Raw genomic sequence first — 26,164 nt, 5'->3', positions numbered from 1 at the left:
CAAGTCCCGGAAAGGGGTGCCCGCATGGAGCGGGCACCCCTACCCGTTGGGCGCCGCCTTCGACGGCCAGGGCACCAACTTCGCCCTGTTCAGCGAGGTCGCCGAGCAGGTCGAGCTGATCCTGGTGGACGACGCCGGGGTCGAGCGGTCCGTCCCGCTGTACGAGGTCGACGGGTTCGTCTGGCACGCCTACCTGCCGGGTGTCGGCCCGGGGCAGCGCTACGGCTACCGGGTGCACGGCCCCTGGCAGCCGTCCCTCGGCCACCGCTGCAACCCGGCGAAGCTGCTGCTCGACCCGTACGCGCGGGCCGTGGACGGCCAGATCGACAACGACGCCTCCCTCTACGAACGCGCGGCGGACGGACCCTCCGCGGGGAACAGCGCCGGGCACTCGATGCTGGGCGTGGTCACCGACCCGTACTTCGACTGGGGCGACGACCGCCCGCCGCGCCGGGCGTACGCCGACTCCGTCATCTACGAGGCCCATGTGCGCGGCATGACCCGCACCCACCCGGAGGTCCCCGAGCGGCTGCGCGGCACCTATGCGGGCCTCGCGCACCCCGCGGTCCTCGAGCACCTGACCTCGCTCGGCGTCACCGCGGTGGAGCTGATGCCGGTCCACCAGTTCGTGCAGGACGGCGTGCTGCAGGACCGGGGGCTCGCCAACTACTGGGGTTACAACACCATCGGCTTCTTCGCCCCGCACAACGCCTACGCGGCCTTCGGCAGCCGGGGCCGGCAGGTCTACGAGTTCAAGGCCATGGTGAAGGCGCTGCACGCGGCCGGCCTCGAAGTGATCCTCGACGTGGTCTACAACCACACCGCCGAGGGCAACGAGAGGGGGCCCACACTGTCCCTCCGGGGCATCGACAACGCCTCCTACTACCGCCTGGTCGACGGCGACTGGGAGCACTACTACGACACCACCGGCACCGGCAACAGCCTGCTGATGCGGCACCCCTACGTGCTCCAGCTGATCATGGACTCGCTGCGGTACTGGGTCACCGAGATGCACGTCGACGGCTTCCGCTTCGACCTCGCGGCCACGCTGGCCCGGCAGTTCCACGAGGTGGACCGGCTGTCGGCGTTCTTCGACCTGATCCAGCAGGACCCGGTGATCAGCCGGGTCAAGCTGATCGCCGAGCCCTGGGACGTGGGGGAGGGCGGCTACCAGGTGGGCAACTTCCCGCCGCTGTGGTCGGAGTGGAACGGCAAGTACCGGGACGCCGTACGGGACTTCTGGCGGGCGGAACCCGGCTCGCTCGGCGAGTTCGCCTCCCGACTGACCGGTTCCTCCGACCTGTACCAGGCCAGTCGCCGCCGGCCGCGCGCCAGCGTCAACTTCGTCACCGCGCACGACGGCTTCACCCTGCGCGATCTCGTCTCGTACAACGACAAGCACAACGAAGCCAACGGCGAGGGCAACCGGGACGGCGAGAGCGCGAACCGGTCCTGGAACTGCGGTGCGGAGGGCGACACCGACGACCCGGCGGTCCTCGAACTCCGCGCCCGCCAGCAGCGCAACCTGCTCGCCACGCTGCTGCTCTCCCAAGGCATCCCGATGCTCAGCCACGGCGACGAACTGGGCCGCACCCAGCGCGGCAACAACAACGCCTACTGTCAGGACAACGAAGTCTCCTGGATCGACTGGGAGTTGACGGACGAGCAGCGTGCCCTCACGGACTTCACGCGGTACGTCATCCATCTGCGCGCCGGGCATCCCGTGCTGCGCAGGCGCCGCTTCTTCCGCGGCGAGACCGAGACCAACGCCGACCAGCCGCTGCCCGACCTGATGTGGCTCAGGCCCGACGCCCGCGAGATGACCGACCGGGACTGGCAGCGCGGTGACGCCCACTCCGTCGGGGTGTTCCTCAACGGTGACGCGATCGCCGAACGCGACGCCTACGGCCGGCGCGTGATCGACGACTCCTTCCTGCTGCTCCTCAACGGCTACTGGGAACCCGTCGACTTCCGCCTCCCCGACGAGTCCTACGGCGAACGCTGGACGACCCTCATCGACACCGCCGACCCGGACGGCATCCCCGACGAACGCGAACGCAAGGCCGGCACCCGGCTCCGTGTGGAGTCCCGCAGCCTGATCCTGCTGTCGCGGCCGTCCCGCAGTCGGGCATAGGCCGGCAGACACCGTGCTGTTGGATGGCCGCATGGCGAAACGGCACAAGACGAAGAAGCCACTGCGCGGCGTGCCCGAGAGCATCGTCCTGCTGGCGACCCCGGACGGCTGGCGCCACAGCATCCGTACCGCGGGCGGCGGGATGCTCTGCGGACGTCTCGACGGCGTGCCGGCCGAGGCGGGACCGGAAGCGGCGAAGGCCGCTGGCGCCGTGCTGCTCGGGGACCTGGCCGGTGGCTCCGGCGTCGGGGTGACCTGGGAGGCGTCTGCCGAGTCGGCGATGTGGACCGGCCGCGTCGGCCCGGCCTGCTGAGACTGGGCCTCTCAGCGCGAGCGGCGGGACGTGACCGTGAACTGGGCGCCGTCAGGGTCCCGAAGGATCGCCTCGTCCTCCTCCTCGCTCAGGACGCTGCCGCCGTGCTTCTCGGCCGTGCGTGCGCAGCCCGGCACGTCGGTCACCGCGAAGTGGATCTGCCAGTGCGGCCGTACCGAGGGGTCCCAGGCCGCCTCCACCGCGCCCGAGTCGATGCGCGCCACCACGTCACCCCTGCTGCGCAGCACCACCTCGCCGCCCTCGTACTCGACCTCGCAGCAGCCCGGTTTGCCGGAGGCCCAGTCGAGGATCTCGCCGTAGAAGAGCGCGGAGTCGAAGGCGTTGCGGGTGTGCAGGCGGATGAAGGTCGGGGCCGCACGCCGCCAGGCCTCCCAGTTGCCGACCAGCTCTCCCTCCCAGATCCCGAAGGTGGCCCCGTCCCGGTCGGCGAGCAGCGCCGCCCGCCCCGGCGGGAAGGACAGCGGCCCGACCGCCGCCGTACCGCCGCGCTCCCGGGCCCGTGACACGGCCTCGTCCGCGTCGGGCACGGCGAAGTACGGGGTCCAGGCCACCGCCATCTGCCACATGGCGGCGACCGCGGCGATCCCGGCGACGGGCACACCGTCGGCCAGCGCGATCCGGAAGTGCTCGCCGAGCTTGGCGCCGCGCCACCGCCAGCCGAGAAGAGCCGAGTAGAACTCCTGGGTGGCCCCCAGATCCCGGCTGGTCAGGCTCACCCAGCACGGGGCGCCGAAGACGGAGTGCGTGGAGATGATGTCCCTCGTCCTCGGTCCACCGCTGGCAGGCTTGTCATCGTTCATGGCAGTCGCGTCCTGGTCTCGGGGCCCGGCGGCCACCGTTCTGGCACCAGTGTCCAACCGGGAAGGGGTCCCGTGCCTGTCGAGTACCCCGGGTGGCGGGGGCCAGGCGGGTGGGGGCGACGGAGGACCGGCGCGGGGAAGAGCCGGCGGTCAGCTGGCCTCGGCGCGCAGTTCCTCCCGCAGCCGTTCGAAGCAGCCGCTGAGCAGCCGCGACACGTGCATCTGCGAGATGCCCAGCTGCTGGGCGATCCGGCTCTGTGTCATTCCGCCGAAGAACCGCAGGTAGAGGATGGTGCGCTCACGCTCGGGCAGGGCCTGGAGGCACGGCTTGACCGCCGCGCGGTCGACCACCAGGTCGAAGCCGAGGTCCTCCTCGCCGAGCGAGTCCCCGAGCGCGTACCCCTCCGTCCCGGCCAGCTCGGCGTCCAGGGACAGCGCGCAGAAACACTCCAGGGCCTCCAGACCGGTGCGCACCTCCTCCTCGCTGAGCCGCGTATGGGCGGCGATCTCGGCGACGGTGGGCGGCTGCCCCGAGGTGGTCTGCGCCATTTCCCTGAGGGAGCTGCGGACCCGGTTGCGCAGATCCTGCACACGGCGCGGCACGTGGAGCGTCCACATGTGGTCACGGAAGTGCCGCTTGATCTCGCCGGTGATGGTGGGCACCGCATACGCTTCGAAGGCGCGGCCACGGGCCGGATCGTAGTGGTCGACGGCCTTCACCAGGCCGAGCGCGGCCACCTGGTACAGGTCCTCGAAGGACTCCCCGCGGCCCCGGAACCGTACGGCGATCCGCTCGGCCATGGGCAGCCAGAGCCGGACCAGCTCGTCGCGGAGCGCCCGGCGCTCCGGACCGTCCGGCAACCGTGCGAGCCGCTCGAAGGACTCGGCCGTGTCGGGGGCGTCGTCATGGGGGTGGGGCTTCGTACCAGTGGCAGGCATCGCGCGCACCTCTCTCGGCAGGTGCTGCATCGACAGACACCGTGGGAGGAGCACTCAGGTCGGAATGCCGCTCTCGGGCATACCAAAACAATCCAGCCCTTAAAGGATGCACGCACTCTCGAAGGGGCGCATGTGCGCGCATCGCGCCACCAGGTCGACGCCCTGCGTTGCTGGGCCGACCGGCCCGCTGATCTTGTCGCCGGACGTGATGTGCGGCACGCACCCGCACCCCGCCCCGGACCCCGGTGAGGGGATTCTTCCTGGGCAACGCTTGATCGCCGATCAAAGCGGGCGAATCCCCTGGCCACAGCGCATTCTGCTCATTTGACAGTGCCCTGAGCGCACAGATAGACAGCAGCTCTCTGAGGTCGAGAGGGGCACTGTGTACGAGCCGAACGTGGTCGGGGACTGGCACGAGTACGACGAGCATGCCGGTCTGCGGGTCCGCGTCCACCGCCTGGAGGCGGCCGAGCCGCCGCGCGGACGTGAGGACGCTGCGGCCGGGCTGACGTACTTCAGTGTCCGGGTGACGGTCGAGAACCGCGGCGCGCGGCACTACGGCATCCAGCTCGAGGACGGTCAGATCGACGTCCGGGTCGGCCCGGACGGGGAGGGCGCCTTCATCGACTGGCGCAGCTCCCAGTTCATCGAGGGCTTCGACGTCTATCCGCTGCGCCGCGCCACCGCCGTGATCTACGCGGCCGCCCCCGAAGCCGCCCTCACCCACGTGGACGTACAGGTCCATCTGCGGGTCGAGGAGGAATGGACCGACCGCCGGCTGTGGGCGGGTGGCATCGGTGTCCTGGAGGGCACCGCGGCGGCCGCCCCCGCGGGCACCGCCCAGGGCAGCCTGGCCCACCAGGTCAGCGCCTTCCTGAAGGACCAGACGGAGCCGGACAGCGCCTGACGCCGGCCCCTAGTGCGGGATGCCGTCGATGATCTCGCGCGCCCCCTGCCGCAGCAGTGCCACCGCGACCGAGGTGCCGAGGGTGGCCGCGTCCAGTCGGCCCGCCCATTCGTGGGCGTTCAGTCGTGTCTTGCCGTCCGGGGTGAACACGCAGGCCCGCAGGGAGAGTTCGCCGCTGCGGTCCACGCGCGCGTAGCCGGCGATCGGGCTGTTGCAGTGGCCCTGGAGCACATGCAGGAACATCCGCTCGGCCGTGGCCTCCCGGTGCGTGGCCGGGTCGCCGAGCCCGCTGACCGCGTCGATCAGCTCGGTGTCGCCCTCCCGGCACTGCAGGGCGAGGATGCCCGCGCCGATCGGCGGCATCATCGCCTCCGTGGACAGCACCTCGCTGATCACGTCAGTGCGGCCGATCCGCTCCAGACCGGACACCGCGAGCAGCAGTGCGTCCGCCTCGCCGGCGGCCAGCTTCTCCAGCCGGCGGTTCGCGTTCCCGCGGAACGGCACGCACTCCAGATGGGGGTGGGTGGCGGCCAGCTGGGCGACCCGGCGTACCGACGAGGTGCCGATCCGGGTGCCGGCGGGCAGTGCGTCGAGGGTGAGCCCGCCCGGGTGCACCAGCGCGTCCCGGATGTCGTCCCGCTTCAGGAACGCGGCGAACACCGTCCCGGCGGGCAGCGGCCGGTCGGCGGGCACGTCCTTGACGCAGTGCACCGCGAGATCCGCCTCCCCGGCCAGCAGGGCCGCGTCCACCTCCTTGGTGAACGCCCCCTTGCCCTCGACCTTGGACAGATCGCCGAGCCACTTGTCACCCGTGGTCTTCACGGGCACGACCTCGGTGCGCACCCCCGGATGGAGGGCCCCCAACTCGGCGCGCACACGCTCGACTTGGGCGAGGGCCATCGGTGAGTCGCGGGAGACGATACGGATCAGTTCCGGGACGGACATGGGGGACACGATAGACCCTCGGGTGCGATGGTCCGTCATGTCCCCCGAACAGAATCGGATGTTCGGGTGCGGGCCAGGTGTTCGGGTCGAAGGTGATACCGGACGGCTTGGCCGAGGCGAGGTGGGAGGCGAAGTTCGCGTCCTTCAGGCCGAAGTTGGCACTGCCGACGTCGTAGCCGCTCAGCTTGTCGCGCAGGCCCGCCGGATAGCCGTTCCAGCCGACCAGCGGCGGGTACTGCCAGGTGTGCCTGTGGTTCTCCGGCGGCTCGTCGTTCGCGTTGGCGAGCCGGAAGCAGTGCGTGCTGATGCCGTCCTTGTGGTACACGATCTTCGGGTGGCTGCCCTCGAAGTGATCGTGCCGTCGGGGCCGATGGCGGGCGTCGGGTAGCAGCCGTCCGTGTCGTAGTCGAAGGCCGGCTGCTACGTCAGCTCGGCGGGCTCGGCGTTGCCGGGCAGCGCCTGCGGCGGCGCGGCGTAGGCGGCGGTGGGGGAGGCGACGACCAGGGCGGCGGCACCGGCGAGTACGGCGAGCCATCTGCCGCGCCGGAGCCGGGAAGCGGACGACGACATGGGGGAACCTCCAACAGCGGTGGGGCGCAAGGGGGTTCAGCATCCCGGGCGGGCGTCGCGCTGCCAAGAGGTCACAGGCGTCCCACGAGTGAAGCCCCGCAGAACACCTGCGGTCAGCCGAAGCCCTCGGGGAGATCCGCCGCCGAGTCCTCCGGTGCCAGGTCGGGGCGCAGCCGCAGCCACGACGGCTGGCGGAGCAACCCGGACCGGGTCCGGGTGCTGTAGCTGACCTCACCGACCAGCCGGGGCACCACCCAGCGGGCGCCCGCGATCCGCGGCACCGGGTCGAAGGGGCACCGGCTGCTCGCGGCGGCCCGCAGCAGTGCCGCCAGTTCCGTCCGCTCCGCCTCGCTCCAGCCGGTGCCCACCCCGCCGACGTACCGCAGCCGGCCGCCGGCCCGCTGGCCGACCAGAAGCGCGCCCGGCAGCCCGGTCAACCGGCCCTTGCCGGGCAGCCAGCCGCCGACGATCACGTCCTCGCTGCGCAGGTTGCGGATCTTGATCCAGGCGCGGGAGCGCACCCCCGGCTCGTACACCGAGTCCAGCCGCTTGCACACCAGCCCCTCCAGACCGTGCTCCCGGGTCGCGCGCAGCGCCTGGGCGCCGTGCCCGGTCACCGCGGCCGGCGTCGACCAGTGCGGTCCGGCCAGACCCAGCTCCTCCAGCCGCGCCCGCCGCCGTGCGTAAGGGACCTTGAGCAATGACCCGTCCAGGTAGGGCACGTCGAACAGCACCAGGTGGACCGGCACCTGGGCGGCCCGGCGTGCCGCTCGCGCGGGGGAGTGCGCGAGGCCCATCCGGCTCTGCAGCAGCTGGAAGTCCGCCCGGCCCCGCTCGTCGAGGGCCAGCACCTCGCCGTCCAGGACGGCGGCCGTGGTGCCCAGAGCGTGGCCGAGCGGCCGGAGTTCGGGGTAGGCGGCGGTGATCTCCTCGCCGGAGCGGGCGCGCAGCAGCACACTGCCGTCGCCGGGCAGGTAGACCATCGCCCGCTGGCCGTCCTGCTTGGTCTCGTACGCCCACCGTTCGTCCTGGGATGCGGGCGGCAGCCTGCCGGGGGTGGCGAGCATCGGCGCGATCAGCGGCAGGGTCACGGCGGTCACGGCTGAAGGTGTCGACCGCTTCGGTCGCCCTCACGCGCCTTTCGGCGCCGGTTCCCCTGAACGGGCCCGTCTGCCGGGCCTCGCCCCGGGCCGCCACGAGGCCCGACTGGTAAGCCGGCGCCACGAGTTGGACGCGGCCGCGTGCCGCCGGCGTCGTCATCGCCCGGTGGACATGGCTGCGTACGCTCAGCGGGGACACGACCAGTCGCGCCGCGATCCCCTGGTGGGACCGGCTCTGCACCGCCGGCGCCGTCACCTCCCGTTCCGGGCGGGTGAGCGCGGCGATCCGCGCAAGCTGCTCGCCCCTGCCCTGAGCGCCCGGACGACGTACTCGTCGGCGTCGAAGGCGGTCAGGACCAGCACCCGGGTGCCGGTCAGCTCCCGGTCGCCGCAGAGGGCGGCGGTGGCGGCCAGGCCGTCACCCGGCCGCAACCCCTCCGGCGGCGCGTCGTACCGCCGTGATCCGCACCACCCGCAAGATCATCGACGGATCCGTCTTCCCACGCGCCACCGCCCACGCACCCGCACACCCCTCTGGAGGCAACGATGGCTCCGCCCCTCGGTGACATCGCCCATGTCGGCCACGCCCAGCTGTTCACCCCGGACCTGGACGCCAGTGTCGCCTTCTTCACCGACTACCTCGGACTCACCGTCAACGGCGAGGACACCGACACCGTCTACCTGCGCACCTTCGACGACTACGAGCACCACAGCCTGGTCCTCACCGCCCGCGACCAGCCCGGCCTCGGCCGGCTCGCGCTGCGCACCTCCGGCGAGGAGGCCCTTCACCGTCGTATCAGGGCCGTCGAGGCGGCAGGCGGCAAGGGACGCTGGGCCGAGGACGAACCCGGTCTCGGCGCGCTGTACGTCACGACCGACCCGGACGGACACGAACACGCCCTGTACTGGGAGAGCGAGTACTACCAGGCCCCCGACGAGCTGAAACCGGCCCTGAAGAACCAGCCGCAGGCCAAGCCCAACCGGGGCGTGGGCGTACGGCGGCTCGACCACGTCAACTTCCTCGCCGCCGACGTGCTCGCCGGCGCCGAGTTCCAGGAACACGTGCTCGGCGCCCGCCCCACCGAGCAGGTCCGGCTCGACACCGGGCGGATCGCGGCCCGCTGGCTGACCTACACGCACAAGTCGTACGACGTCGTGTACACGGAGGACTGGACGGGCTCACGAGGCCGGCTGCACCACATCGCCTTCGCGACCGACACCCGCGAGGACATCCTGCGCGCCGCCGATCTCGCCATCGACACCGGCGTGTTCATCGAGACCGGCCCGCACAAGCACGCCATCCAGCAGACGTTCTTCCTGTACGTCTACGAGCCCGGCGGCAACCGCATCGAGCTGTGCAACCCGCTCACCCGGCTCGTCCTGGCCCCCGACTGGCCGCTCATCACCTGGACCGAGGCCGAGCGGGCCAGGGGGCAGGCCTGGGGCCTGAAGACGATCGAGTCCTTCCACACGCACGGCACACCGCCGGTGGGCTGACCGCCGCTGCCCGGCACGCCCCGCCGACGGCTCACCCGGTGTCTTCCTGCTCAGCGTGCACATGCCGCTGGGTGTGACCTTCCTGGTCGTCTTCCTCACCGGTGTGCTCCTCAACAGCGCCCAGACGATCATCTACGCGACCGTCTCCATCGGCTCCACCCCGGACATCCGCGCCACCGCCGTCGGCTGGATCTCCGGCATGAGCCGCTTCGACGCCGTCTTCGGCCCGTGGCTCGGCGGACAGCTGCTCGCCGCCGGCAACGGCGACCGGGGCTTCATCGCCTTCGCCCCGGCCGGCGTGTCGTCCATGGTCTTCATCGGCATCGCGGCCCTGCGCTCGGGCCGCCGGTCGGCGCGCAGCTCGGCGGAGCAGCAGCTCATCCCGCCCAGTGACCACCACGGTGCCGCGCCCGGAACCCGGGTGCGGCACCGGCCGTCTCCTCACTGGCCGGGCGGCTCCACGTCCAGGCCCGTGCACGCCAGCTTCCCGCCCACCTCGGCACACGCCTCCACACCCTTGGGTGAGCTGACGGCGAGCATCGGGCTGGTGTCCCCGGCGGAGTCGCTCGCCGGATAGCTCGCTGACAGCACGTCCTGACCTGCCCGCACCGACACCTCTCGCGCCTGCGGGGAGCGCACATGCACCTGTGACCATGCGGTGCCGCAGGCGGGCGAGTAGCGCAGGCGGACGTCGTAACCGGAGTCGGTGACCGTGCTCTTGGTCTGGGCGTCCCGCGCGCACACCGAGGCGTCGGGCAACTGGCCCTGGCAGGAGCGCGCGTGGCAGCGGGGCACGGTCAGGAAGGTCTGCGAGGCCGGAGCGGGGGCACCCTGCCGACCGGACACGGTGACGGCGGTGACCACGGCGGCGGCCGTGCCGAGCAGCGCGAGCACCGACAACGGCAGCAGCCGCGCGCGGGGCCGGTCCTCCTCCTTCGGTGGACTCGGTGCCGGCCGCTCCTCGGCCGCCTCCCACAGGGCCAATACGGCCGCGGGATCGGCGCCGGCCAGTCGGCTGAGTGCCTCCACCGCGGACCGCGGGGGCCGCTTGGTGCCGGTCAGATAGCGGTGCCAGGCCGACTTGCTGTACGGGGTGCGCGCGGCTAGTGCCGCAAGGCTCAGCCCCGTACCGTCCTTCAGTTCGCGCAGTCTCACCACCAGTGGCTCGTCCGGCGTGGTCGCTCCTTGGGGATGCCGCATCGTGCGTCCCTCGACTCCCGTTCCGCTATGGGCACTTTCGCCCCTGTTGTCGGAATGACTTCCCTGGAGACCGGGGTCCGCAACACCGGGTGAGGTAGGAGGACGGTGAGGCATCTGCACGTCGAAGGCCTGTTCGGGGAAGGGGAGTTCCCGAACAGGCCCTCGACCGTCAGGCCGTACGGCGTTCCGCAGCGGTCAGCACCACGGCACGGCGTGTCCGGTGCGGACGTAGCGGGCGGAGACGTACCCGTGGTGCCGCGGGAGCCGGTACCAGATGTGGTTGCCGTACACCCCGGTGCCGTACGTCTTGCAGGTGAGGTGCAGGTGCCGGCGTGCGTGCCGGTGCCCGATCACCCGGTAGTTCGTGCCCGGGCCGGACCGGACGTTCAGCCGGGCGCCGTGCGTGGAGACCCGGCCGAGCACGGGCAGGGTGCGGCGGTGCGACATGCCCTGCGTGATCGTCCGTCCCAGGCCCGGCACGACGAAGTGGTGGACGCAGCGGATGTGGTGCCGGTGCTGACGAACGCGCTTGGTGTGGTGGGTGCCGTGCTTGACGTGGTGCGCGGGGTGCTGGGCCGTGGCGGGCGGCGCCGGACGCGGGGTCGTGGTGGTGGCGCTCGCCGGTGCGGCCCCGGCCGACACGGGCAGGAACGCGAACACCGCGACCGTGGCCAGCAGACCGCTCTTGAGAGTCCGTCGGATCATGGAAACCTCCGGCTGTCGTTCTCGTGACCACGCATCGTGATCACGACAGCCAGCGTTGCCGCGACGGGCCGCCAGGATGCCGTCCCCGCGTTCCGTGGGACGCCGGGGACGTTCCCCGGGACGACGGCCGTAACTTACTTGAGTTACGCAACTATATGCAAAACTCGGGATATGCCCACGGAACCGCTGCTCAACGTCCCGCCCGCCTCTCCCGAGGCCATCGAGATCGAGCGTGCCCTGACGCGCATCACCTACCTCAGCACCCGTGCCCGCCGGCACGAGCGGCTGATGGCGCTCGCCGGTGTGCCGCTGGACCGGGCCGCGGTCGCGCTGCTGCGCCAGGTCGCCGACTCCGATCCGCTCCGGCCGGGGGAGCTGGCCCAGCGCCTGGGCGTGGAGGCCTCCCATGTGACGCGGACCGTGCAGCAACTGCAGCGGTCGGGGTACGTCACCCGGGTTCCCGACCCGGCCGACCGCCGGGCCCAGCGGATCCAGCTCACCGACGCCGGGCGGGAGGCCGTGGCCCGGGTCCGGGAGGCCGGTGCCCGTGGGATGCAGCTCGCCCTCGCCGACTGGCAGCCCGAGGAGCTGCGGCAGCTGGCCGCGCTCTTCCACCGCATGGTCGACGACTTCCTCGCCTTCGCGGTCGACGACGAGTCCGGTCAGGAGGCCGACGCCCCCGCGGCGACGGCGTGACAGCAAAGACGGTCTTGGGTGATCGCTCCGAAGCGGCAGTACCGCTCTCTACCGTCGAGTAATATCCGGCGGCAGGTCACCAGAGGAGGAACCGTGCCCCGGTCCGAACGCTCACCCCTGCTGCTCGCGGGCCTGTTGGCCGCCGCAGGGGTCGCCCACTTCGCCGTCCCGCGGCAGTTCGACGCGACGATTCCCCGGGCGCTGCCGGGCTCGCCCAGGACATGGACGTACGGCAGCGGTGTCGTGGAGCTGGCGCTCGCGGCCGGGATCGCCGCGCCCCGCACCCGTGCCGTGGCCGCGAAGGCGGCCGCCGCCTTCTTCGTCGGGGTGTTCCCCGCCAACGTGAAGATGGCCGTCGACTGGCGGCACCGGCCCGCACCGCAGCGGAACGCGGCCCTGGCCCGGCTGCCCCTGCAGCTGCCCCTCGTGCTGTGGGCCCGCGGTGTCGCACGGAACCAGGAGGGACGCTCGTGACCGCACCCATCGAGGTCGGGGACACGGTCGAGGACTTCGCCCTGCCGGACGAGACCGGCACCACCCGGCGGCTCACCGAGCTGCTGGCCGAGGGCCCGGTGGTCCTTTTCTTCTACCCGGCCGCCCTGTCGCCCGGCTGCACCGCCGAGGCCTGCCACTTCCGCGATCTCGCCGCGGAATTCGCCGCCGTCGGCGCCCGCCCGGTCGGGATCAGCGGTGACAGCGTCGAACGGCAGCAGGAGTTCACCGGCCGGCACACCCTCGGCATGCCACTCCTGTCCGACCCCGACGGAGCGGTCCGCGAGCGGTTCGGGGTCAAGCGGGGCTTCACGCTCGCGCCCACCAAGCGGGCCACCTACGTCATCGCCGAGGACCGCACGGTCCTGGAGGTCGTCCGCAGCGAATTCCGGATGAACACACACGCCGACCGGGCCCTGGCCGTACTGCGCACCCACCAGGGCTGAGACCGGCCGCGTCCGCGCTTGATGCCCCGGAACATTCGGATCATCCTTGGGCGTATGGAGCGTGTCGCGGCCGCGGCGATCATTGATGCCCAGGGCATGGTGACGGGGTGGAGCGAAGGTGCGCGGCTGCTCACCGGCCACGCACCGGAAGAGGTCGTCGGACGGCCCGCGACCGATCTGCTCGCGCAGGACGTACCCGACGACGCCTTCGCCACCCGGTCCGGGACCCTCGCCCTGCGGCACCGCGACGGACACCGGGTCGAGCTGGCCCTGACCGCTTGCCCGGCCCTCGGCGCCGACGGCACGCCGACCGGATACGTGGTCACCACCGCCCCGCCCGTCCCGCCCGACACCGCGCTGGTCGCCCAGGCCTTCCAACAGGCCTCCATGTCCATGTCCGTCTTCGACCTCCAGCAGCGATACCTGCGCCTCAACGACACCGCCTGCCAAGTGATGGGCGTGCCCGAGGAGACGCTGCTCGGCCGGTTCTTCCCCGACACCGTGGCGGACGTCGAGCACAACCGGGGCTTCCTGCGCCACCTACGCCAGGTCGCCGAGACCGGCATGCCCGTCCGCTACGAGAGCTTCGCCGGCGCCCCCTCCCTGAACCGGGAACACCTGTGGAGCATCGAGATGTGGCCCCTGCGGGACGACTCCGGCGAGCCGACCGCGATCGCCCTCGCGGCCTTCGACAACACCGAGCAGTACTGGGCCCGGCGCCGCCTCGCCCTGCTGAACGAGGCCGCCACCGGCATCGGCACCACCCTGGACGTGGTGCGCACCGCCGAGGAACTCGTCGCAGTGCTGGTCCCGCGGTACGCCGACTTCGCCAGCGTCGACCTGCTGGACTGGGTTCTCGGCGCCGACGAGCCGCCGATGATCCCGGACGACGGTGTCGTCGTGCACCGCGTCGCCCACGGCTCCACCCGGGAGGGCAATCCCGGTGCGGCCGTGAAACTCGGCGAGACGCAGACGTACGAGCCGGCCTCACCACCCGCCCGTGCCCTGCGCGAGGGCCGTGCCGTGCTGGCCCAGGCCGGCGAGCCGGAGTTCATCCAGTGGCTCGAAGAGCGCAACATGCGCTCGCCCGAGGGCCGCCCCTACCGCCAGGGCGTCCACTCCATGATCGCGGTGCCGCTGCGCGCCCGCGGCACCACCCTCGGTGTCGCGGTGTGCGTCCGCATGGCCCACCCGGACGACTACGGCCCCGACGACGCCGTCTTCGCCGAGGAACTCGGCAGCCGCGCCGCCGTCTGCGTCGACAACGCCCGCCGCTTCGCCCGCGAACGCACCACCGCCCACGCCCTCCAGCACAGCCTGCTGCCCCGGGGACTGCCGGGACAGGCCGCCGTCGAGGTCGCCCACCGGTATCGCCCGTGCGGGTCGCTGGCCGGTATCGGTGGCGACTGGTTCGACGTGATCCCGCTCTCCGGCAGCCGGGTCGCGCTGGTCGTCGGCGACGTGGTCGGCCACGGCATCCAGTCCTCGGCCACCATGGGCCGGCTGCGCACCGCCGTACGCACCCTCGCCGACGTCGACCTGCCCCCGGACGAACTCCTCACCCACCTCGACGACCTGGTCACCCACCTGGTCTCGGACGACAGCGGCGAGGAGGTCGCCGAGCTCGGCGCCACCTGCCTCTACGCCGTCTACGACCCCGTCTCCCGCCGTCTCTCCCTGGCGGCCGCCGGCCACCCGGCCCCGGCCGTCGTCCTGCCCGGCGGCACCGCCGAGTTCGTCCCCATGACCGCCGGACCGCCCCTCGGCGTCGGCGGGCTCCCGTTCGAGGCGATGGAACTCGACCTGCCCGAGGGCTCGGTCGTCGCCCTCTACACCGACGGACTCGTCGAGGACCGCGACCGGGACGTCGATCGCGCCACCGACGAACTGCGCCGCGCCCTCGGTGAGCCGGCCGACTCCCTGGAGGCCCTCACCGACAACGTCCTCAAGGCCGTCATGCCCGAACAGCCCACCGACGACGTCGCCCTCCTCATGGTCCGCACCCGCGCCCTCGGCGCCGACCGCGTCGCCACCTGGGACGTACCGCCCGACCCGGCCGAAGTGGCCCACTTCCGGCAGGCGGCCACCGAGCAACTGGCCGCCTGGGGACTGGAGGAGGCCGCGTTCGTCACCGAACTCGTCGTCAGCGAACTCGTCACCAACGCCATCCGCTACGGCGAACCGCCCATCCAACTGCGCCTGATCCGCGACCGCGCGCTCATCTGCGAGGTCTCCGACGGCAGTTCCACCTCACCGCATCTGCGCCGCGCGCACGCCTACGACGAGGGCGGCCGCGGACTGCTGCTGGTCGCGCAGCTCACCCAGCGCTGGGGCAGCCGGCAGACAGGCAGCGGCAAGACGATCTGGGCGGAACAGCCGCTGCTCTGACCAGGCGGGATCGTCATCTCCCGCAGGGTGTAGTCGGTGCCGCCGACGGTGGTCTGGGCGAGGATCCGGGCCGTCACGCCGGATCCCGCCGGGGTCGCCCCGGCGGCGCCGCAGGTCAGAAGGTCGCGGCGGTCACCACGCCGGTGACGGCCGTGCGGAGTGCGGTGCGCGTGCGTGAGCCTCCAGGGACGCGAGCGGATACCGCCGCGAACAGGGAGGCAGAGCGGGCGCGTTGGGGGCGGAACCCGGTGATCCGGATGCCCGCACCCGAGCCCAGGTGTCACTCCTGGCCGGCGTCGGCGACGACCTGGGCCAGGGTGCGTCCGGTTTGTACCGAGCGAGCCCGGCGGGGATCGGGGGTGCCGTGCCCCTTCGCGCGGGCCGGGCCCTTGCGGACCAGGAGCCAGGCCTCCTCCTCGTCCTGGCCGCTGCGGAAGCGGGTGAGGGCGTACTCGCCGTGCAGCTTGTCCCCGTGCAGCCGGAAGGTGGCGTGCCCGCGTTCCAGCGACTCGGTGAAGTCCACCGGGCGGCCCCGGCGGTCGTGGCTGAGCGGCTCGTACGTCCCGTGGTCCCAGACGATCACGGTGCCGCCGCCGTACTCGCCCTTCGGGATCACGCCCTCGAAGTCCTCGTACTCCAGCGGATGGTCCTCGGTGGGCACGGCCAGCCGCTTGTCCGCGGGATCCGTCGACGGACCCTTGGGAACGGACCAGGACTTCAGGACGTCCCCCACCTGGAGCCGGAAGTCGAAGTGCATCCGGCGTGCGTCATGGATCTGCACCACGAACCGGGGCCGCTCACCCTCCCTGGCCGCCGCCTTCCCCGACGGCTCACCGGTCCGCTCGAAGTCGCGCTTGCCGCGGTAGGTCCGCAGCCGGTCCTCCGTCGCCACCTGGGGCTCCTTTCCTGCGTACACCGCCGAGTACCCCGGTACGGGCCGTTCAGCCGATCATGCCGTCCAGCTTCGCGGCCGCGTCCTGAGGGAGGAGCCGTGGCGGTGCTGCGCGCGGTGGCCGTCGGCCGGGGTGACGGTGCCACCGAGCTGTGCGTTCATGTCGTACCTCTCGCGCAGTGCCGGGGCCACCGGTACGTCCGGTGCCCTGCCTCCACGGTGCGCCGGACACACCCCCGGTGGCAGTGCCCCCGCGTTCCTGGGAGTGACAGGGCCAGTCACGGTCACCGGGACGGCCCTACGGTGGTCTCACGGACGGTTCGAACACGCTCGGCGGGTTCCTGCGCGCCCGCCGGGCGCTGGTCCGGCCCGAGGACGTGGGGCTGCCCGACCTGCGCCGGGAGTCAGGCCGCCGGCCGCCACCCCAGCGCGGGGCCCAGCTTCGTCGCCAGGTCGGTCAGGATCTGGACGTAGTCCTCGTGCTCGAAGGTGAACGGCAGCGCGAACGCCACCTCGTCGACCTCGCGGAAGGCGGCGTGTGCGCGCAGCCGCTCGGCGAGTTCCTCGGACGGGCCGACCAGGTCCGGGGCGAAGAGGAGCCGCCCCGGGCCCTGTGGTGCGGCCGTGCGCGGCAGGCGCTTCGCCGCGTACTCCTCGTACTTGGCCCGCTGCTCGGGGCTCGCGGAGTCGGTGGGGATCACCACCAGCCCCTGGGAGACGCGGGCCGCCTCCCCGTCCGGGTGGTGGGCGCGGAACGCGCGGATCAGGGACCGCTGGATCTCGGCGAAGTCCAGCGGCCCCTCCGGATCCTCGGCCTTGACCACGCTGCTGGTCAGGAAGTTCATCCCGTGCTCGCCCGCCCAGCGCGCCGAGCCGAGACTGCCGCCGCCGTACCACAGCCGCCGCCCGAGTCCGGGGGAGTGCGGCTGGACCACGTCCGCGCTGTATTCGATGTGCGGCTGTCGCCGCGTGGCGTCGAAGCCGTCCACCCCGCTGAAGTCGGTGGCCGGCTTGCCGCGCACGAAGTCCAGCAGCCGCTGCACCCGCTCGTAGCCGAAGTTCTCGGTGTCCGCGGTGTCCGGATACAGGGCCTCCTTGACCTGCTCGTAGTGCATCGGCGGGCCCACGCTGACACCCGGGTTCAGACGGCCGCCGGACAGGATGTCCACGGTGCCCAGGTCCTCGGCGAGCCGCAGCGGGTTCTCCCAGCCCAGCGGGATCACCGCGGTGCCGAGCTCGATGCGGCGGGTGCGCTGCGAGGCCGCCGCCAGCACCGCGACCGGGGAGGAGATGCCGTACTGGAGGTGACGGTGGCGGACCCAGGCGCTGTCGAGGCCCAGCCGCTCGCCCAGCTCGATGATCTCCAGCGTGGACTCGTGGCCCCGGCCCGGGTCGGCCGCGTCGAACAGGCCGATGGTGAGGAAACCCAGCTTGCGCAGCGGGCGGGGAGTGGACGGCACGGGCTCCTCCAACGGTCGTACGTCGGCTCTGCCCCGATTCTCGCAGGCGAGTGTGACAACCGTGTGATCAGTTCAGCGGGATGGTGACCTCGTCCTCGACCGGTGGATCGAGTTCCTGGACACGGTTGCCGGTCGCCGCGTAGCAGCGCAGCCGTACCGCCTCCGGGGTGACGTCCAGGCGCAGGAAGCACTTGAAGAAGGGTGGGCTGTAGGTGTCGGAGGCGGGCGAGAACAGCTGGGTGTAGATCTTGCGCACGGGCAGCCGGAACCGGGAGGTGCGGTCGGGGCGGCCGCCGGTCCCCAGCAGGCTCGCCACCAGGCGGATGCGCCGGGTCACCCGGGTGTCCGGGCCGGGCGCGCGGCCCGGCTCGATGCCGAGCCGCTCGGCGACGACGGCCGTCGCCTCGGACTCGGTGAGCGTGAAGAAGCGGCGCAGGCGCAGCCGGTGGCCGTACAGGCGGCTGTAGAAGGCCAGCGAGTCGCCGCGCAGCGGATAGCAGCGGAAGTCCCGCTCGGTGACGTGTCCGACCGACACCCGCGGGATGGTGTGCGTGGCGTGCATGAACGCACCGCCGCCGCCCGCCACCACGTACTGGACGGTCCGCCCGTCCACGTCGACCGGATAGCGCTGGTAGTTGTGGATGTCGCCACCGATCGCGGCCACGTAGTGGTGCTCCGGGTCGCGGACGATGTCGTCCACCGTGCCGCCGCCCTCGATGGCGCAGGGGTGGTGCTCGCCGTCCACGTACAGAGGCGAGCCGGTGATGAGGATCTTCGGCCGCGGCCCGCGGGAGATCTCCCGCAGCCACGCGCCCTGTTCGGCGTCGATCGTGCCCAGCAGTCCGGTGTCGATGCCGACGATCCGCACCGGTCCGGCGTCGATCGCCCAGTACGGCCCCGGCTGCACGGCCTGTTGCCCGGGCGCCGAGCGCAACTTCCGTGCCTCGGCGAGGTGTTGTCCGTCGGTCGGGCGGGGCCGGTGCCAGAGAAGGGCGCGCCACCAGGCGCGGGTGAGTGGGCGGGGTGCGGGCTCGGGGGCCGGTGGCGGGGCGTCGGCGCAGAAGACGCGCATGAACGCGCCGAGATCCTCGTACCAGTCGTGGTTGCCCGGTATCGCGTAGATCGGCGCCGGGTAGTCCTGGTACGGCCGGAAGAACTTGGTGCCGTAGTCGTCCGCGCTGCCGACGGGGTAGATCACGTCGCTGGCGATCACCGCGAAGTCCGTGTCCTGACTTGCTTTCAGAAAGCCCGGCACGACGGCGTACTGGGAGTCGTCGCCCTCGCCGGTGTCCCCGATGACCATGAAGGAGAACCGATCCGGTACCTCCCGCCGGATCACCTTGTCGGCGGGTGCCCCCGCCTCGGCCTGTCGGGCCGCCAGGCGGCTGCGGGTACGGCCCGTCGGGTCGCCGAACCAGGACGCCAGCACCCCGTTGCGGGCGACCCACAGGGTCTTCGGGTTCAGCCACGACAGCTTCTCGACGTGGTCGGGCACCAGCTGCCGGTAGGCGCCGCGCTCGGACGGGCCCCAACCGGCGCCCTCTGCGGTGTCGCGTGAGGAGTCAGTCACGCGGTGCACGGTAACAACGGGCAGGCCCCGCCTCGTCGGGCGGGGCCTGCCACCGTGCGACCCGGAGCCTGCCGCAGTCTGCGGATCAGTCCACGGTCAGCGAGAGGGGACCTGCCAGCACCGAGTAGCCGTCGTTGGCCAGGTAGTACACGTCGTACCGGCTCGGGCCGCTCAGCTTGCCGGTGGAGAAGGCCGCCGCGCCGCTGGCGTTCGGGGTGTAGGCCCAGGCCAGTGAGGACCGTTGGCCGGGGGTGACACCGGCGGGGTAGATGCCGATCCAGTTCTTCGCACTCACCTGCGCGGCGGACGGCACCGTGTACCGGAAGGTGACGTTGCCGCCGTTCGCGACGGCGTTCAGGTCGCCGGTGAGCGTCGGTGCCGTCGCGGTGGACGGTGCGAAGGCGGCGTTCAGCGGTGTCGCATAGGTGTCGTTGGCGGTCAGGCCAGGCAGGCCGAGGGCCTCCTCGATGGTCCGGCCGATGCCGTAGTGGTCGTAGTGGACCGGACTGCTGGTCCCGGCCGGGACGGTGCCCTGGGAGCCGACGACCGTGGTCACGATGTGGTTGTACGCCTCGCTGTTGCTCTCGTCCCAGGTCAGGATGAGCAGCGAGCGCTGCTGGGTCCAGGCGGGAGAGGACAGCACCGGGGCGAGGGTCTGCTTCAGCCAGCCGTCCTGGGTCTTCAGGCTGGTGACGCTGCCGTTGCCGGAGGCCTCGCCGTCGTAGTAGTCGTCGGCGGCGATCCAGGAGAAGTTGGGGGTGGTCGAGGCCGACTTGAGGTCGGTGGTGAGCTGTGTGGTGTCGAACAGGTGCGCGGTGCACCGGGACGCGTTGCCGCTGATGTCCGTGTAGTTGATGAACGGCGCGTCGTCGGGCTCGTAGTAACTGTCGTAGGTGTTCTTGGTGTTGCAGGGCGTGCCCATGCCCTGCTCGTAGGCCTTCCAGCTCTTGCCGGCCTCCTCGAGGGTGTCGCCCAGGTTGCGCTGAGGAGAGTTGATGTTGGGCCAGTAGGTGGCGCCCTTGGCGTAGGTGTCGCCGCCGGCGATGGCGAGGTAGTTCTCGTCGCTCGGGTGGTAGACGCCGTGGAAGTCGGTGAGCGTCGCGCCCTGGGCCATCAGGCTGTGCATGTAGGGCGTGTCGGCCGGATCGTTCATGATCGCGGAGTAGTCGGTGTTCTCCATCATGACCATGAACACGTGGTCGTAGCCCGGCACCTTCGACGCGGGCGGGGTGAGCGGGGCCGGTGCGGTGACCGGAGTGTTCAGGGTGAGGGAGAGGTTGTCGAGGTAGCCGGTCTCGTGCGACGTCGACAGGAACTGCACCTCGACCTGGATCGACCGGGTGCCCGCGGGGACCGGGCCGGTGGTGCTGCGGGAGAGGAACTTGGTGGCCAGGCCCCGGTCGGACGCGGAGACCGTCGGCAGCTTGGCGGTCGTGCCGAGCGGCCGGCCGCTCGCATCGTGGAAGTGCAGGCCCACGGCGACGTACCCGCTGTAGGCGGTCCAGCCGCCGAGCCAGCCGGAGAGGTTGTAGCTCACACCGCCGCCGTCGACGGCCGCGGCCGCCGAGGAGACGTCGACGGTCTGCGTCATCGAGCCGTCACCGAAGTTGCCGGGCCCGAAGAAGGCCTTGCCGGGGGCCTTGCCGTCGCCGGGCAGCCCGAAGGAGCCGGCGGTGTGGCACATGACGTCCGGCCCGCCGGCCTGGGTGGTCCAGCCGGGCACGGTGGTGGCCGCGGACCAGTCGTCGGTGCAGTAACCGCCGGCCTCCGCATCGCCGTTGACGATCAGGTTGCCGCTGCTCCCGGCCGCGTGTGCCGGGGGAGTGCAGACGATCAGTGCGCCGAGGAGGGCGAGCAGCCCGCCGAGGGATCTCCAGCGCAAGCGCATTCGTGTACCTCGTCCCGTGTGAAGAGGGTGTCGTGAGGGTGCGGGCCAGGTGGCCCGGCTGTGCACGATGAACGGGACATGGGTATCGGTCTGTGCTGTCAGGCGGAAGAACCAAGACCAAACTTGACCAGACAAGTTGGCATGGTGATGGTCAGGTGGCACCCTGCTCCGGGGCTTCGGCGGGCGCCGCCGGTCAGGGCATCCGACGGACGAGGACGTCCCGCCGACGTGCGCGGACGCCTACGGCGTGGGTGCGCGCCGGGTGGCCGAGGGTGCGGGCATCGCGTCTCCCCTTCTGAACTCCCTGTCAGGCTAACGGCGTTCACGAGCGCCTGGGGTGCGCTCGGCAGTCCGTAGGCATTGACCCATGCGTGAAGGTCGACCCGGAGCCCGGGGTGCCCTACCTGCATAGGGAAAACCCTCGATTGCCCCCGTGATGGCTGGCATGTGCGGGACAAGCTGCAATCCTCCCCCCGCACACGGAATCTCCCATGGTGTGTGCACGGATCACGGTCCCCGCACAGCTCAGCTCGTCCCGGACAGCACACCCGTCTGCCCGGGTCTGTCACCGGCCGCGACCCGGCGGCCGCAGCAGGAGGAGTACGAGTGAGACGTCTTCCCCACAGACGGGCCACGGTCGGAGCCGCACTGGTCTCCACCGCCGCCTTCCTCGCCGTCGGCATCCAGTCGGTTCCGGCGACCGCCACACCCGCGGGCCCCCACCCCAGCCCCCTGCGCACCGGAGGCATGGAGGCCAAGCTCACCCCCGCCCAGCACTCCGCGCTCGTCAGGAGCGCCCAGTCGAAGACCGCCGCGACCGCCCGCACGCTCGGACTCGGCGCCAAGGAGAAGCTGGTCGTCAAGGACGTCGTCAAGGACAACGACGGCACCCTGCACACTCGTTACGAGCGCACCTACGCAGGCCTGCCCGTCCTCGGCGGCGACCTCATCGTGCACACCCCGCCCGCCTCCCTGGCCGCGGGCACGGTGAGCACGACGTACAACAACAAGCAGAAGATCAAGGTCACGTCGACCACCGCGACCTACACCAAGTCCGCCGCCGAGACCAAGGCCCTCAAGGCCGCCAAGGCCCTCGACGCGAAGAGCCCCACCACCGACAGCGCCCGCAAGGTGATCTGGGCCGGCAACGGCACCCCGAAGCTCGCCTGGGAGACGGTGGTCGGCGGCTTCCAGGACGACGGCACCCCCAGCCAGCTCCACGTCATCACCGACGCCACCACCGGCAAGGAGCTGTACCGCTACCAGGCGATCAAGACGGGCACCGGCAACACCCAGTACAGCGGCACGGTCAGCCTCAGCACCACGCTGTCGGGCTCGACGTATCAGCTGTACGACACCACGCGCGGCGGTCACAAGACGTACAACCTCAACCACGGCACGTCCGGTACCGGCACCTTGTTCACCAGCTCGAACGACGTGTGGGGCGACGGCACCGGCTCCAACAGCGTCACCGCGGGCGCCGACGCCGCCTACGGCGCGCAGGAGACCTGGGACTTCTACAAGAGCACCTTCGGTCGCAGCGGCATCAGGAACGACGGCGTCGCCGCCTACTCGCGCGTCCACTACAGCAACAGCTACGTCAACGCGTTCTGGGACGACAGCTGCTTCTGCATGACCTACGGCGACGGCTCCGGCGGCACCCACGCCCTGACCTCGCTGGACGTCGCCGGCCACGAGATGACCCACGGCGTCACCTCCAACACCGCCGGTCTCGAATACAGCGGTGAGTCCGGCGGTCTGAACGAGGCGACCTCCGACATCTTCGGCACGGGCGTGGAGTTCTACGCCAACAACTCCAACGACGTCGGCGACTACCTCATCGGCGAGAAGATCGACATCAACGGCAACGGCACGCCGCTGCGGTACATGGACAAGCCGAGCAAGGACGGCGGATCCGCCGACAGCTGGTACTCCGGCGTCGGCAACCTGGACGTGCACTACTCCTCGGGCCCCGCGAACCACATGTTCTACCTGCTCTCCGAGGGCAGTGGCACCAAGGTCATCAACGGCGTGACCTACAACAGCCCGACCTCGGACGGCGTTGCGGTCACCGGCATCGGCCGGGCCGCCGCCCTGCAGATCTGGTACAAGGCGCTGACGACGTACATGACGTCGACCACCGACTACGCCGGCGCCCGCACCGCGGCCCTCAACGCGGCGGCCGCGCTCTACGGCACCAACTCCACCCAGTACGCCGGGGTGGGCAACGCCTTCGCGGGCATCAACGTCGGCGGCCACATCAACCCGCCCAGCAGCGGAGTGACCGTCACCAACCCGGGCAGCCAGACCTCCACCGTCGGCGCCGCGGTGAGCCTGCAGATCCAGGCGAGCAGCACCAACAGCGGCGCGCTCACCTACAGTGCCTCCGGGCTGCCGGCCGGCCTGTCCATCAACAGCTCGACCGGCCTGATCTCCGGCACGCCCACCACCGCGGGCACCTCCAGCACCACCGTCACGGTGACCGACTCCACCGGCGCGACCGGCACCGCGACCTTCAGCTGGACGGTCAACCCGGTCGGCGGAGGCTGCACCTCGACCCAGCTGCTGACCAACCCCGGCTTCGAGTCCGGCAGCACCGGCTGGACCGCGACCAGCGGGGTCATCGACAACAGCACCGGTGAGCCCGCCCACAGCGGCTCCTACAAGGCCTGGCTCGACGGCTACGGCTCCTCGCACACCGACACCCTGTCCCAGTCGGTGACGATCCCCGCGGGCTGCAAGGCGACCCTGACCTTCTACCTGCACATCGACACCGACGAGACCACCGGCAGCACCCAGTACGACAAGCTGACGGTGACCGCCGGCTCGAAGACCCTGGCGACCTACTCGAACCTCAACGCGGCCTCCGGCTACAGCCAGAAGTCCTTCGACCTGTCCTCGCTGGCGGGCTCGACGGTCACGCTGAAGTTCAACGGAGTCGAGGACTTCTCGCTCCAGACCAGCTTCGTCGTGGACGACACCGCCCTGACGACCGGCTGACCCAACTGCCCTGACGGCCGGCTGACCCACACGCTGCGGTCCCGCACCCCTCGGGGTGCGGGACCGTGGCATGTCAGCTCAGCGGATCCAGCGTCAGATACGCCTGCTGCGGGCCGCCGTCGTGGACCAGCGACTCCTGGTTGCCGACGTCGTCGAAGGCGAACGCGTACGCCTTGCCGTCGGCCATCTGCGCGTGGATCTTGCGCGCGTAGTGGTTGGTCACGGCGTCCTGGTAGAAGTTCGCCGCCGAGGAGTCCGGCTGGTGGGCATTGACCAACAGCGTCGAGCGGTTGAAACCGGCACACAACGTGCGGGAGATGGGCCCGCGCACGGTGTCGTTGGGCGCGTCGAGCAGCTTGTGACAGCCGAAGATGCTGGATGCGTCCGGCTTCTGGAAACTCGTGACGACCGCACCCGAGGAGTTGGTGAAGTTCATGACGTTGCCCGAAACCCGGCCGAAGTACCGGGTGTTCGGCTGGTCGCCGAATGGCGTGACCGTCAGGGTCGACGTCGCGTACTTCTGCCAGACCCGGTTGACGTAGTCGTCCATCACGTTCGCCGGCAGGGCCCCGGTCTCCACGCCGTACAGCGGGGAGAGGGCGCGCAGCACGGTGCCGTCGGGTCGCGTCTGGATGAGGTTCGCCCAGCCGCCCGGCTGGCCGCGCAGCGCGTTGAAGAAGCCCGTGTAGCCACCGGACTTGAGGTGCCCGGTGCTGCTGACACTGCCGTCGGACCGCTGCACGCCGACCGCGTACGGCGCCGAGAACATGTCCACCTGGGTGCTGTTGAGCCACAGGCCCGAGTCGTTCAGCGTGTACTCCGACCAGTTGAACAGGATGTTCCGGTTGGGGTCGGACGGGTTCTGCACGGCCGGCTGCACCAGGCCGCCGGTGGTCAGCCTGAAGTCGAGCTTCTCGCCGTAGGAGAAGTAGATCCGACCGGAGAACTTCGGTATCCGGATCGTCGTCGACTGCCCGGCGGCCGGTCCGGCGATCGCCGCGTCCGGTGCGGGAGTCGGCGGGTTGCCGCCCGCCGGCCAGGCGTGGAAGGTGCCGTTCGCGTCGGCCCAGCCCTGCCGCCCCGTGGACAGCTGGGTGCCGAGGTCGTAGACGTACACCGGGCCGGAGCGGCCCGAGTTGTTGGTGATCTTCAGCGAGATGGTGTCCGGTACCGCGGCATCGGCGCGGTCCGGTGCGGCCAGCGCGAGCAGGCCGCCGACCAGGGCCGCCGCGGCTGCCAGGGGCAGCGCCGGGCGCGTGAAGCTGGTGAGCACTCTCCACCTCCGTGTGGGGTCGGGGTCGTACGGGTATTGGTCCGTACCTGTGTGAGAGCGCTCTCAGCGTCGCGGTCGGGCGAGTGCATGTCAATGAGAGGGACCGGATCCGGGTGGCGTCCGCCGCAGGGCGGACGCCCGCAGGCCTCAGAAGGTGCGCTTGAGGAGGTCGAGCAGTGCCGACCAGTGCCGCTCGTCGGCCTCCCGGTCGTAGGCGGGGGTGTCCGCCTGGGTGTAGCCGTGGTGAGCATCCGGGTAGACCTCGCAGGTGTGCCGTACGCCGGCGGCGGTGAGCGCGTCCTCCAGCCGCCGGATCTGCTCCTCGGGCATGGACCGGTCCTGGTCGGCGTGGGGAAGTACAGCTCCGCGGTGATGCGCTCGGCGCCGAGGTGCGGACTGTCCGGGGCGTCGGTGGCCAGCCGGCCGCCGTGGAAGCCGGCCGCGGCGGCCACCCGTTCGGGGTGCGTGGCCGCCGTACGCAGCGCCAGGCGGGCACCCATGCAGTAACCGGTCAGCGCGACCGGGCCGTCCGTGACCAGGGGGCAGTCGGCCAGCCAGCCCAGATAGGCGTCCGCGTCCCGCTTGGTCTGCTCGGGGGTGAGCGAGGCCATGACCGGGCCGATCCGCTCCCAGATGGTCGGGTTGGCCGCGGGGTCGATGAACTCCGGAACCTCTCCGATCGGGGTGCGGCCGTGCCGGTAGAAGACGTTCGGTACCAGAACCGTGTAACCGGCGCCCGCGAGCCGGTCGGCCATCGCCCTCAGCTGCGGGCGCAGACCGTAGGCGTCCTGGTAGAGGAGGACGCCCGGGCGCGGCTTCCCGTCCGCGGGGTGGGCGAGGTAGGCGTCGGCGGTGCCGTCCTCGGTCGGGATGTCGACTTCTGTTCCCCGTACGGCAGTCATGCTGCGGAGCCTCCTGAGGAATCGGC

The 26,164-nt window shown here is 71.3% G+C and carries 20 protein-coding genes and 4 pseudogenes; 9 read left to right on the top strand and 15 right to left on the bottom strand.

Translation table 11 applies throughout. From position 1 onward, the window contains the following. Nucleotides 1-16 precede the first annotated feature (16 nt). Together glgX and ACZ5DS_RS19590 are read left to right on the top strand one after the other, a co-directional pair. Nucleotides 17-2,134 (top strand): glycogen debranching protein GlgX, encoded by a 2,118-nt coding sequence (glgX, locus tag ACZ5DS_RS19595; RefSeq protein ID WP_468240351.1) that lies wholly within the window; start codon nucleotides 17-19, stop codon nucleotides 2,132-2,134. A gap of 31 nt (nucleotides 2,135-2,165) precedes the next feature. Further along, complete coding sequence (locus ACZ5DS_RS19590; RefSeq protein ID WP_468239977.1) at nucleotides 2,166-2,447, top strand: hypothetical protein; 282 nt, start codon at nucleotides 2,166-2,168, stop codon at nucleotides 2,445-2,447. An 11-nt stretch (nucleotides 2,448-2,458) separates the two neighbouring features. Here the strand turns inward: ACZ5DS_RS19590 and ACZ5DS_RS19585 are convergent, their stop codons facing one another. Together ACZ5DS_RS19585 and ACZ5DS_RS19580 are read right to left on the bottom strand one after the other, a co-directional pair. Beyond that, entirely contained in the window at nucleotides 2,459-3,268 is an 810-nt protein-coding gene (locus ACZ5DS_RS19585) for a VOC family protein (protein ID WP_468239975.1), read from the bottom strand. A gap of 150 nt (nucleotides 3,269-3,418) precedes the next feature. Beyond that, the gene (locus tag ACZ5DS_RS19580) at nucleotides 3,419-4,207 is read right to left on the bottom strand and encodes a SigB/SigF/SigG family RNA polymerase sigma factor (protein WP_468239972.1); all 789 of its coding nucleotides are present in this window, start codon (nucleotides 4,205-4,207) and stop codon (nucleotides 3,419-3,421) included. Between the two features lie 382 nt (nucleotides 4,208-4,589). Between ACZ5DS_RS19580 and ACZ5DS_RS19575 the strand changes: the two genes are divergently transcribed. After that, nucleotides 4,590-5,114 (top strand): hypothetical protein, encoded by a 525-nt coding sequence (locus tag ACZ5DS_RS19575; RefSeq protein ID WP_468239969.1) that lies wholly within the window; start codon nucleotides 4,590-4,592, stop codon nucleotides 5,112-5,114. A gap of 9 nt (nucleotides 5,115-5,123) precedes the next feature. Here ACZ5DS_RS19575 and hemC read toward each other — a convergent pair whose 3' ends face one another. The 4 genes and pseudogenes from hemC to ACZ5DS_RS19555 all read right to left on the bottom strand — a co-directional run. After that, nucleotides 5,124-6,059 (bottom strand): hydroxymethylbilane synthase, encoded by a 936-nt coding sequence (gene hemC, locus ACZ5DS_RS19570; RefSeq protein ID WP_468239967.1) that lies wholly within the window; start codon nucleotides 6,057-6,059, stop codon nucleotides 5,124-5,126. Nucleotides 6,060-6,138: 79 nt separating this feature from the next. Beyond that, nucleotides 6,139-6,629, bottom strand: a pseudogene (locus tag ACZ5DS_RS19565) (NPP1 family protein); the annotation flags it as partial. A gap of 113 nt (nucleotides 6,630-6,742) precedes the next feature. Continuing rightward, on the bottom strand, nucleotides 6,743-7,720 hold the full coding sequence (gene ligD, locus ACZ5DS_RS19560; protein WP_468240349.1) for a non-homologous end-joining DNA ligase: 978 nt from the start codon (nucleotides 7,718-7,720) through the stop codon (nucleotides 6,743-6,745). 97 nt (nucleotides 7,721-7,817) lie between these two features. Next, a pseudogene (locus ACZ5DS_RS19555) lies at nucleotides 7,818-8,155 on the bottom strand (DNA-binding response regulator); the annotation flags it as partial. Between the two features lie 120 nt (nucleotides 8,156-8,275). On the opposite strand from ACZ5DS_RS19555, the gene ACZ5DS_RS19550 reads away from it, so the two are divergent. Further along, nucleotides 8,276-9,226 carry a VOC family protein gene (locus ACZ5DS_RS19550; protein WP_468239964.1) on the top strand — a complete coding sequence of 317 codons (951 nt, stop codon included), beginning with the start codon at nucleotides 8,276-8,278 and terminating at the stop codon, nucleotides 9,224-9,226. Nucleotides 9,227-9,667: 441 nt separating this feature from the next. On the opposite strand, the gene ACZ5DS_RS19545 is transcribed toward ACZ5DS_RS19550, so the two are convergent. Both ACZ5DS_RS19545 and ACZ5DS_RS19540 read right to left on the bottom strand, forming a co-directional pair. Beyond that, complete coding sequence (locus ACZ5DS_RS19545; protein WP_468239962.1) at nucleotides 9,668-10,426, bottom strand: XRE family transcriptional regulator; 759 nt, start codon at nucleotides 10,424-10,426, stop codon at nucleotides 9,668-9,670. 195 nt (nucleotides 10,427-10,621) lie between these two features. Beyond that, on the bottom strand, nucleotides 10,622-11,131 hold the full coding sequence (locus tag ACZ5DS_RS19540) for an SH3 domain-containing protein (protein ID WP_468239959.1): 510 nt from the start codon (nucleotides 11,129-11,131) through the stop codon (nucleotides 10,622-10,624). A gap of 171 nt (nucleotides 11,132-11,302) precedes the next feature. Between ACZ5DS_RS19540 and ACZ5DS_RS19535 the strand changes: the two genes are divergently transcribed. The 4 genes from ACZ5DS_RS19535 to ACZ5DS_RS19520 all read left to right on the top strand — a co-directional run bounded on the left by ACZ5DS_RS19535 (nucleotide 11,303) and on the right by ACZ5DS_RS19520 (nucleotide 15,153). Further along, nucleotides 11,303-11,827: a MarR family winged helix-turn-helix transcriptional regulator gene (locus ACZ5DS_RS19535; protein ID WP_468239957.1), complete on the top strand. Its 525-nt coding sequence runs from the start codon at nucleotides 11,303-11,305 to the stop codon at nucleotides 11,825-11,827. 93 nt (nucleotides 11,828-11,920) lie between these two features. Then, the gene (locus ACZ5DS_RS19530; RefSeq protein WP_468239954.1) at nucleotides 11,921-12,301 is read left to right on the top strand and encodes a DoxX family protein; all 381 of its coding nucleotides are present in this window, start codon (nucleotides 11,921-11,923) and stop codon (nucleotides 12,299-12,301) included. After that, a complete protein-coding gene (locus ACZ5DS_RS19525) occupies nucleotides 12,298-12,765 on the top strand; it encodes a peroxiredoxin (RefSeq protein WP_468239951.1) in 468 nt (155 codons plus the stop codon). The genes ACZ5DS_RS19530 and ACZ5DS_RS19525 overlap by 4 nt, the downstream gene beginning before the upstream one ends. A 54-nt stretch (nucleotides 12,766-12,819) precedes the next feature. Then, nucleotides 12,820-15,153, top strand: coding sequence for a SpoIIE family protein phosphatase (locus tag ACZ5DS_RS19520; protein ID WP_468239949.1), 2,334 nt, complete (start codon nucleotides 12,820-12,822; stop codon nucleotides 15,151-15,153). Here the strand turns inward: ACZ5DS_RS19520 and ACZ5DS_RS19515 are convergent. The 5 genes and pseudogenes from ACZ5DS_RS19515 to ACZ5DS_RS19495 form a co-directional block, all read right to left on the bottom strand. Next, nucleotides 15,141-15,292 (bottom strand): annotated as a pseudogene (locus ACZ5DS_RS19515) (cupin domain-containing protein); the annotation flags it as partial. The gene ACZ5DS_RS19520 and the pseudogene ACZ5DS_RS19515 overlap by 13 nt on opposite strands. A gap of 141 nt (nucleotides 15,293-15,433) precedes the next feature. Further along, the gene (locus ACZ5DS_RS19510; RefSeq protein ID WP_468239946.1) at nucleotides 15,434-16,045 is read right to left on the bottom strand and encodes a DNA polymerase ligase N-terminal domain-containing protein; all 612 of its coding nucleotides are present in this window, start codon (nucleotides 16,043-16,045) and stop codon (nucleotides 15,434-15,436) included. Nucleotides 16,046-16,449: 404 nt separating this feature from the next. Next, the gene (locus ACZ5DS_RS19505) at nucleotides 16,450-17,505 is read right to left on the bottom strand and encodes an LLM class flavin-dependent oxidoreductase (RefSeq protein ID WP_468239944.1); all 1,056 of its coding nucleotides are present in this window, start codon (nucleotides 17,503-17,505) and stop codon (nucleotides 16,450-16,452) included. A 67-nt stretch (nucleotides 17,506-17,572) separates the two neighbouring features. Beyond that, complete coding sequence (locus tag ACZ5DS_RS19500; RefSeq protein WP_468239941.1) at nucleotides 17,573-19,075, bottom strand: metallophosphoesterase family protein; 1,503 nt, start codon at nucleotides 19,073-19,075, stop codon at nucleotides 17,573-17,575. Nucleotides 19,076-19,160: 85 nt separating this feature from the next. Next, nucleotides 19,161-20,957: an alkaline phosphatase family protein gene (locus tag ACZ5DS_RS19495; RefSeq protein WP_468239938.1), complete on the bottom strand. Its 1,797-nt coding sequence runs from the start codon at nucleotides 20,955-20,957 to the stop codon at nucleotides 19,161-19,163. 612 nt (nucleotides 20,958-21,569) lie between these two features. Here ACZ5DS_RS19495 and ACZ5DS_RS19490 point away from each other — a divergent pair. Next, a complete protein-coding gene (locus ACZ5DS_RS19490; protein WP_468239935.1) occupies nucleotides 21,570-23,963 on the top strand; it encodes a M4 family metallopeptidase in 2,394 nt (797 codons plus the stop codon). A gap of 73 nt (nucleotides 23,964-24,036) precedes the next feature. Here ACZ5DS_RS19490 and ACZ5DS_RS19485 read toward each other — a convergent pair whose 3' ends face one another. Together ACZ5DS_RS19485 and ACZ5DS_RS19480 are read right to left on the bottom strand one after the other, a co-directional pair. Then, nucleotides 24,037-25,236: a glycoside hydrolase family 64 protein gene (locus tag ACZ5DS_RS19485; protein WP_468239932.1), complete on the bottom strand. Its 1,200-nt coding sequence runs from the start codon at nucleotides 25,234-25,236 to the stop codon at nucleotides 24,037-24,039. A gap of 147 nt (nucleotides 25,237-25,383) precedes the next feature. Continuing rightward, nucleotides 25,384-26,138: pseudogene (locus ACZ5DS_RS19480) on the bottom strand (dienelactone hydrolase family protein). Between the last annotated feature and the right edge of the window lie 26 nt (nucleotides 26,139-26,164).

Source organism: Streptomyces sp. NPDC031100, assembly GCF_055570785.1.
This window is presented reverse-complemented; position numbering and strand designations above follow the sequence as displayed.